The organism is bacterium (genome assembly GCA_040755795.1).
Lineage (GTDB): Bacteria > UBA9089 > CG2-30-40-21 > CG2-30-40-21 > SBAY01 > JBFLXS01.
Map to the genome: position 1 here is coordinate 1 of JBFLXS010000171.1, position 7,940 is coordinate 7,940.

A 7,940-nucleotide genomic window follows, 5' to 3' on the forward strand; every position below is an offset into this window, starting at 1 on the left:
ATGAAGCTGTCGTCACCAACATGGAAGGAGAACCTGCTGAAATTATGAAATTCTATGATGATAGGGCTAATGTCGAGAACAAAATAGATGAACTCAAAGATGGTTTTGCTGTAGAAGAAGCATCTCAACATCTTAATCCTATCTCTTTTCTATCCGTTATCTAATTCCCTTCATCTTCTCCTTAATTCTCTCCCAAATTTGTCAAAATAGCCTTCTTTTTCACCCCCATCTCCCCTTTTTACTCAGATACTTGCCGATTTCAGGTTGAAACCTCATTAACTTCCTTAATCACAGTGACCATTTCTGTCGCCCCCCGTGCGGAGGTGTGGATTGAAACCATATTCTCACCCCCTTATATTTACACTCCTGAGTCGCCCCCCATGCGGGGGCGTGGATTGAAACTTTTCGACCTGTGAAATAGGTCGACCTGGAAAAACAAAATTATACCACACTACCTGGTGTCCGAAAAGGAGATAGGGAGATTAAGTGAGTAAGCGGATTTAGCAGATTGAGCGGATTTTTTTATTTTTTTCCGCTCAATCCGCTTACAATAAAAAATGTAATCTGTTTAATCATCTTACAAAAAAATTCGACTTGTTTTTATTGACAGACATCATTTTATGGTATCTTAAAGACAGAGGACAGAAGACAGAGAATAAGTCATAAGTCGTAAGACATAAGACTTACGACTTATGACATAAGACAGCAGGTAGCAGAAGTGTTCTGGATTTCAATCCTGCTACAAGAGGAGTATTAGTGTTCAAAAAGCAATTAAGAATCTATCCTTTTTACTACCAATAAGTTATATCCAAAGTAAATTCAATATTCAGGGTTTGACCCTAATTCTTTACTCTAATTCTTTACTAATCCGTTCCACCTTCCAATAAATGAGTTGCGAAGCTATGCCTTAGGGCATGAAATGAAATATCTTTTTTGATTCCTACCTTTTCACAGACACTTACAAAAATTTTGTCTGCTGTTCTTGTGGATAAATATTGCCCTTCTCTTGCTCCTTCAAAGAGCCATTTCTGGGGTCTATATTTCTTCCAGTATTCACGCAATGCTTCTACAACTGTTTCAGATAGCAAAGTGTACCTTTCTTTTCTCCCTTTTGACCCTTTTATATATGTAAAAGGTGACAGTTTGCATAACTATCTATTGTTCAAAGAGTTACAAATTAATTATCTCCTTCTAAACAACTGTCTCTTTCCCTCTCATTATTATACTTCTTAAGTTCCCATCTTGTCAACTGGATTTTTTGAGCTTACACTGACTTAAGAGTAAGTCTACCACAAAATAATTATATCGTCAATATTTTTGTCGTAACCTTATGTTTTCCTGATAATTAGATAAACTGTCACCTTTTACCGAAGGGGCATTTTGGCTTCAGCCGTTCATCCGCTGATAGCCAAAGTGACGCAGAGCCACTTCCGATTACAACAAAAAACTTCCGGACTACATCTGGCTGAAGATCTTCGCTCATCCGCATCCCCGACCCGCAAGCGGGTGCCCCGCAAAATGCGAACCCGAAGGGATTCGAGCTCTGCGTCATTTTGGTTATCGGTTAGGCTAAGAGAAGTGCGATAGCATTTGGATGTCAATCTTTTAGCTTGTGTTATCTGCCGTTGGCAGGCATTCCTCTCAAATAAACAAGTAAATTTCAATATTCAAGGTCTGATCCCATCCCTTTACGGCGTGAAGGTGAAGGTTTCGATGTCGGTCGTTAAGTGGTCGCCAGTGATGGGATGGAGTAGTCTGCCCAGAACTTCATATAGCCCTGCTGGCTCACTACCAGTAAAGGTGTAGGTAAGAAGATTTAATGGACCAATCCCGCCTGCAGGAATAGTAATATTATACATATTTATCAACGAAATATAGTCACCCGTAGGTAACTTTATACAAACCTTTGCATCCACCGTTGTAGCAGAACCTGGATTATCTACCCTGACATCTATCCTTGCCGTCTCGCCGGTGGTAAATGTGTCCTGGTTTAAGATAATATCAATAGCAAATGATGGGGAAAATGTCCCTCTTTTATAATAAATCTCTTCATTTCCATCTCGGTAACCGTTCAGGGCTATACATTAGAAGTGTAAACAAGGAGAAATGGGGAAAAGGGAGAATTGGAGAAATGGCTTAAACTTTTTCTTGCTCCACCTTTCGGACATCAATTCTGGTGTCGTGTTGAGTAAGTTTTGCACGGGGCATCATCAGGTTTCGTAACCTGCAAACGGATAGTTACCAGAATCAAATTCCGTGCATTATTTGTTCAACACGACACTAACTTTTTATGGACATTAATACAGGCATTAATAATCTTATCAGTTAACTCTTCTTTTCTCCACTTCTCCATCTTCTCCCTTTCTCCTTATTTTTATCCTACCTGAACTCTTACTGATTTTAGATTGAAAACAACCCTGACCAATCTAAAATCGGCAATCAAAAATCAATAAGGAGGTATATCTCAATGAAAATCTTAAAGAAAAACAAAGGGTTGAAACTATGGGTGTTGTTAATATGGCTATTCTTGATGACAAACATAACTTTTGGTGCTGAACCTGTCTGGGGACCAGATGTCCGACTGACTAATAATTCAGATTTGTCTGAGTATCCTGCGATTATCTCAGATGCAAATGGGATACATATAGTCTGGACGGATGATCGAGATGGGTAACCGTTCAGCCACAGAGGCACAGAGTTCACAGAGAATTAAGGAAATTAACCACAAATGCACACGAATTAACCTTTGACATCCCATAAATGTAGTGCGAATCTTTAGGTTCACCTTCCTGCTTGCCAGAAGCGAGGCTAAAGCCTCGCACTACAAATCTTTTTGTGCATTCGTGTTCATTCGTGGTTATATATTCCCTCTGTGTTCTCTGTGACTCTGTGGCTATATCCCTGAACGGTTACCCCATCTTTCCCTTTTCCCTTATTTACACTTGATTGTTGCCGTTGACTAACTTTACAGATAGAACTTTTGACACGCCGGGTGTTTCCATTGTGATGCCATAGAGGGTAGAAACATTGCTGATGGTTAATTTATTGTGGGTGATAATCAGAAATTGTGTCTTTTGAGAAAAGGACTTGAGTAATTTGTTAAACCGAAGAATATTCGCCTCATCTAAAGCCGCATCTACTTCGTCTAAGACACAAAAAGGACTGGGTTTATACAGAAATATGGCAAATAATAGACAGATGGAGACTAATGCCTTTTCACCTCCAGATAAAAGTGACATACTTTGCAGGCGTTTGCCGGGTGGTTGAACATTTATCTCTATCCCCACTTCTTCTGAAGAAGCACCATTGGTTAATCTTAAAGTGCCCATTCCTCCTTCAAATAAACTCTTAACAATCTCTTCAAAATTGGCTTTAATTTGAGAAAATGTTTTATCAAATAGTTCCTGTGATGTTGTATCGATTTGCTGAATCAAGTTTTGTAAATCCTGTTTGGCATTAATTAAGTCCTCGCGCTGGGAATTTAAGAATTCAAATCGTTTGTTTATCTCCTCGTATTCTGCTGGCGCCATTAAATTTACCTCTTTATATGCCTCTAATTTTTGTCTGGATTTCTCTATCTCTTCTAATAATTCCTGTTTAGATATGGTCATATTCGGTTCTTTATCCGGTGAAATAGAGAATTTATATTCTTGTAATAAATGGTTGGTGATATTTTCCATCTTTAATTTATGTTCTGTAGATTGTAGTTCAATCTGATGCAAACTATTTTTTGTATCATTTTCCTTCTGCTGGGTAGTTTTAATCTCTTCTTCTATATTTAAAATAGCCTGCTGTAACAATTGGTCTTCATCCTGAAGTTTATTTAAGATTATATCCCCTTCTTCTTTCTCTTTAATCCTGTCTTCAATCTCTTTTTCATAATCAATTTCCCTTTTTGTCTCTCGTTCTTTTTCCTTAAGTAGCCAATTTGTCTCTTCATTTAATCTATCTATTTCCTTTTCTAAATCTTTTAGACTATCCTTCAACCTATTTATCTGCAGGGTCAGACTCTCTTCGAGTTGTGTCAATTGAGCAAACTTGACCCTGATTTGAGTTACAGTGGTCATTTTATCCTTTAAGATAGCTTCTTTTGTCTTGACTTCCTGAACAAGTGCAGAAATAAACGATTCATTCTGGACATTGGTAGTATTTTTAGTCTCCTCTTCACTTTTTAGTTCTTTAATCTTCTCATTTAGTTCAATCAGTTCCTGGTGCAAATTGCTTTTTTCCTCTTTTAATGAAGTCAGTTGTCTTAAATTTTCTTCTTTAATCTCACCTGTTTGAGAAAAATCGCGTTTTAAATTAGAGACGATAATTTCTTGTGAATGAATATTTACCTGGAGATTAGTCAAATCAAGCTGTATGGATGATAATTCAGTTTGTTCTTTTAATTTCTTCTCCTCTAACTCTTTCAATTGAAGCTCAATGTTACTTAGTTTTTTAGTCAATTCCATAATCTGTTTTTTGCGATTGATTAAACTTTCGCCTGAAATTTTAGGTAATCCGCCTTGAATAATGCCATTAGAGTCTATCAACTCGCCGTCTAAGGTTGCTATTCGAAGATGCTGTGATGAGTTTTTAATAATTTTAGTGGCTGTAGGTAGGTCTTTGGCGACTAATACATTTCCCAGAAGATACTCAAAGGCAGGTTGAAATTTTTTATCATAATTGATTAAGTCCAAAGCCCAGCCTTCCACCCCCTTACCCCCGCCAGCGGGGGATATCCTCCCCCTTAATCCCCCTCCAGCGGGGGACATCCACGGGGCTTTAACCTCCTCTAACGGAATAAAGGTAACTCGTTGTGCTTTTTTCTCTTTAAGAAATGGGATTATTTGTTCTGCCTGAGTAGTAGTGTTAAGGATTACTGCTTGAATATTTTCTCCCAGACTTACCTCGATTGCCTTTTCGAATCTATGGTCAAAATCTATCAAATCAACCACAACCCCTGCAATTTCAGGGAGTAGGTTGGTTGAAGTAAGAATTGTTTTGACACCGGGTAAGTAACCATCTAATTTTTTCTGTAATTCCTGCAGAGTAGATAGTCTGCCAGATATAACCTTCATCTCTTCACGCAGTGTATTTATCTGTGAATCAGTTTTATTCACTTCTTGAGTTGTTATCTCTTTTTTAGATTGTGCTTGAGCCAATCTTTTCTTCAGATTAATTATTTTATTCTCTTCTTCGTCTATCTGTTTTTTTAGTTTATCCAGGTTTTTTTCAATAGTCTCTTTTTTAAAGGTAGTCTTTTCTTCTTCCTCCATTAGTCGTTGCATCCTGAGTTTTATATTCTTTTGTTCTATTTGTGCTTGACTTAACTGATTGCGGATATGGGCAAGTTGATTTAAAAAGTCAATCATTTCAATCTTTGCCTCTTCTAATTGAGTAGTTTTTTTCTCTTTTTCTTGTTCTAATTCAGACAGAATAGTTTCTTGTTGGGTTAAATTTTGTAGGGTTTGTTCTAATTCTTTTAATGCCTCCTCTTTATTCTTTTCTTCGGTAGTAATTTCCTTACTTAAATTATCAATCTTGTCTTTTGATGACTTGATTTCCGTATCAATCCGAGCCAATTGTGAATCAATATTAGCCTCTTTCTCTTTCTGTTGTAGAAGTTGTCCATTTATCCTTTGAATCTCCTGGGCTAAATTAAAGATAATCGGTTGAAGATTTTTTATCTCTGCTTCTTTGTTCTTAACCTGGAGTTTTTTATCTGTGAGCAAGGAATTTAGTCGGGTTAAATTAGAGTTTATCTGTTTAGAGTCTCTTGCGATTCGTTCATATTCTTTTGAACAGGCATCGTAGGCGGCATTTAAAATTCTATATTCGTCTTCGAACAGGGTTATTTCCAGGTTTTGGAGTTGCGTTTTAATTTCAAGATAGCGTTGTGTTTTTTTTGCCTGGCGATAGAGTGAATCTCTTTGTCTGGAAATTTCTGTTAGCAGGTCGTCAATTCTAATAAGATTTTGAGAAGTGAGTTGTAATTTAGAGATTGCCTCTTGTTTTTTAACCTTGTATTTGGCAATCCCTGCCGCCTCTTCAAATATTGCTTTTCGGTCTGCCGCTTTAGAATTAACCACAAAATCTACCTTATTTTGTTCTATCAAAGAATAAGCCGCATGCCCTAATCCGGTATCTAAAAATAATTGGGTAATGTCTTTTAGTCGGCAAGGGGCTTTATTTAATAGATATTCACTTTCACCAGACCGAAATAATCTGCGGGTGATGGAGACCTCATTGAATTCAATGGGTAGGATTTTCGTGGAATTTTCGATGGCAAGAGATACCTCAGCCACACCAAGTGGTTTTTGTTGTTCACTGCCATTGAAGATGACATTGGTCATTGACTTAGAGCGTAAAAGATAGGGGTTTTGTTCACCCAGAACCCAGCGGATGGCTTCGTAAATATTACTTTTGCCGCAACCATTAGGTCCAACAACCGCAGTTAGTCCATCCTGGAATTTAAAGGTAGTTTTTTCTGCAAAGGATTTAAAGCCAAATATCGATAGGCTTTTAAGAAAAGGCACTGATGATTCCCCTCCCTTAAGTCAGACTACAGACCACAGAGGACAGAGAACAGAACTCAGAAATTTTGTCTTCTATCCTCTATCGTCTTTCTCTCTCTTTGGTCTGTGGTCTTCAGTCTTCTTTAATTATACCCTTAAATTTCTATTCTGTCAAGGAAAAAAATTGTTGACAAGTTAAATATCAAAGTGATATGATATAAATTGCAATTCAAATGGATGAAAAGTTGTTAGAAATAAAAGAGTTAAAGGTCTCCTTTTTTATTGATAAAAGAGAGTTACCAACGATAGATGGTGTCAATCTTTGCATAGATAAAGGTAAAACCATCGGGTTAGTTGGTGAATCAGGATGTGGAAAATCATTAACGGCTTTTTCGATACTTCGACTCCTTCCTGAGCAAGCAGAAATTGTTGGAGGCGAGATTAACTTTGAAGGAGTAGATTTATTAAAATATTCTAAGACACAAATTCGAGATATTCGAGGCAGGAGAATATCAATGATATTCCAGAACCCGTCTTCATCTCTAAATCCTGTTTTTACTATCGGTAATCAGATAGCTGAAGCAATCCATTTACCTTATCGAGAGGCAGAAGAAAAGGTCAAAGGACTACTAAAGTTAGTTGGTTTGCCTGCGGTTGAAAGGCACTTTCCCCATCAACTAAGTGGCGGGATGAATCAACGGGTGATGATTGCGATGGCGATAGCTTCCAATCCAGCAATTCTAATTGCAGACGAGCCAACAACGGCTTTAGATGTAACGATTCAAACACAAATTCTGGCGCTATTAAAAAATCTACAAAGCAAATTAAATATGTCCATATTATTAATTACGCATGATTTAAGTATTGTGGCTCAAATGACTGATGTGGTGGCGATTATGTATGCTGGCAAGATAGTTGAGGAGGCAACCACAAATGAACTTTTTACCCAGCCAGTTCATCCTTATACGAAAGTACTTTTAGATTGTATTCCGAAACTTGAGAAAAAAACTGAGCGATTACCTTATATCCCGGGGAGTGTTCCAGATAGTTTTACTTCAATTAGTGGCTGTAGATTTCATCCCCGATGTCAATTTGCGAGTTCAAAATGTGTTCTCGAGGAACCACCAATGAAGCAAATAGAGGATACTCATAGGGTTAGATGCTGGAAATATTCAAAAAATTAGACAGGCGTGAAAGCCCAATTTCTAAATTCAACCTTTTCTATGGTTAATCTTAACATTATCGTAACCGTTCAGGCTATATATCAAAAGTGTAAGAAAGGGGATAAGGAGATAAGAATGATATGGAGATAGGATAATAGAAATAGATTGAAATTTATAGAAATAGGTAGAAATTGATTGTGGAAAACAACAAATTTCCATAAATTTCTATTAGTTTCTATTAATTTCAATTTTTTTAATAATATCTCCCTATCTCCTT

6 protein-coding genes are annotated in these 7,940 nt (G+C 37.1%); 2 read left to right on the plus strand and 4 right to left on the minus strand.

Going from position 1 to position 7,940, the window contains the following annotated elements; genetic code table 11:
• Positions 1–863 precede the first annotated feature (863 nt).
• Both AB1414_11555 and AB1414_11560 read right to left on the minus strand, forming a co-directional pair.
• Complete coding sequence (locus AB1414_11555) at positions 864–1,142, minus strand: tyrosine-type recombinase/integrase (protein MEW6608065.1); 279 nt, start codon at positions 1,140–1,142, stop codon at positions 864–866.
• Positions 1,143–1,688: 546 nt separating this feature from the next.
• Positions 1,689–1,916, minus strand: coding sequence for a hypothetical protein (locus AB1414_11560; protein ID MEW6608066.1), 228 nt, complete (start codon positions 1,914–1,916; stop codon positions 1,689–1,691).
• A gap of 551 nt (positions 1,917–2,467) precedes the next feature.
• Here AB1414_11560 and AB1414_11565 point away from each other — a divergent pair.
• Positions 2,468–2,674, plus strand: coding sequence for a hypothetical protein (locus AB1414_11565; protein MEW6608067.1), 207 nt, complete (start codon positions 2,468–2,470; stop codon positions 2,672–2,674).
• A 262-nt stretch (positions 2,675–2,936) separates the two neighbouring features.
• Here the strand turns inward: AB1414_11565 and smc are convergent, their stop codons facing one another.
• The gene (gene smc, locus AB1414_11570; GenBank protein MEW6608068.1) at positions 2,937–6,521 is read right to left on the minus strand and encodes a chromosome segregation protein SMC; all 3,585 of its coding nucleotides are present in this window, start codon (positions 6,519–6,521) and stop codon (positions 2,937–2,939) included.
• Positions 6,522–6,733: 212 nt separating this feature from the next.
• On the opposite strand from smc, the gene AB1414_11575 reads away from it, so the two are divergent.
• A complete protein-coding gene (locus tag AB1414_11575) occupies positions 6,734–7,684 on the plus strand; it encodes an ABC transporter ATP-binding protein (protein MEW6608069.1) in 951 nt (316 codons plus the stop codon).
• 27 nt (positions 7,685–7,711) lie between these two features.
• Here AB1414_11575 and AB1414_11580 read toward each other — a convergent pair whose 3' ends face one another.
• Positions 7,712–7,882 carry a hypothetical protein gene (locus tag AB1414_11580; protein ID MEW6608070.1) on the minus strand — a complete coding sequence of 57 codons (171 nt, stop codon included), beginning with the start codon at positions 7,880–7,882 and terminating at the stop codon, positions 7,712–7,714.
• Positions 7,883–7,940: the final 58 nt, after the last annotated feature.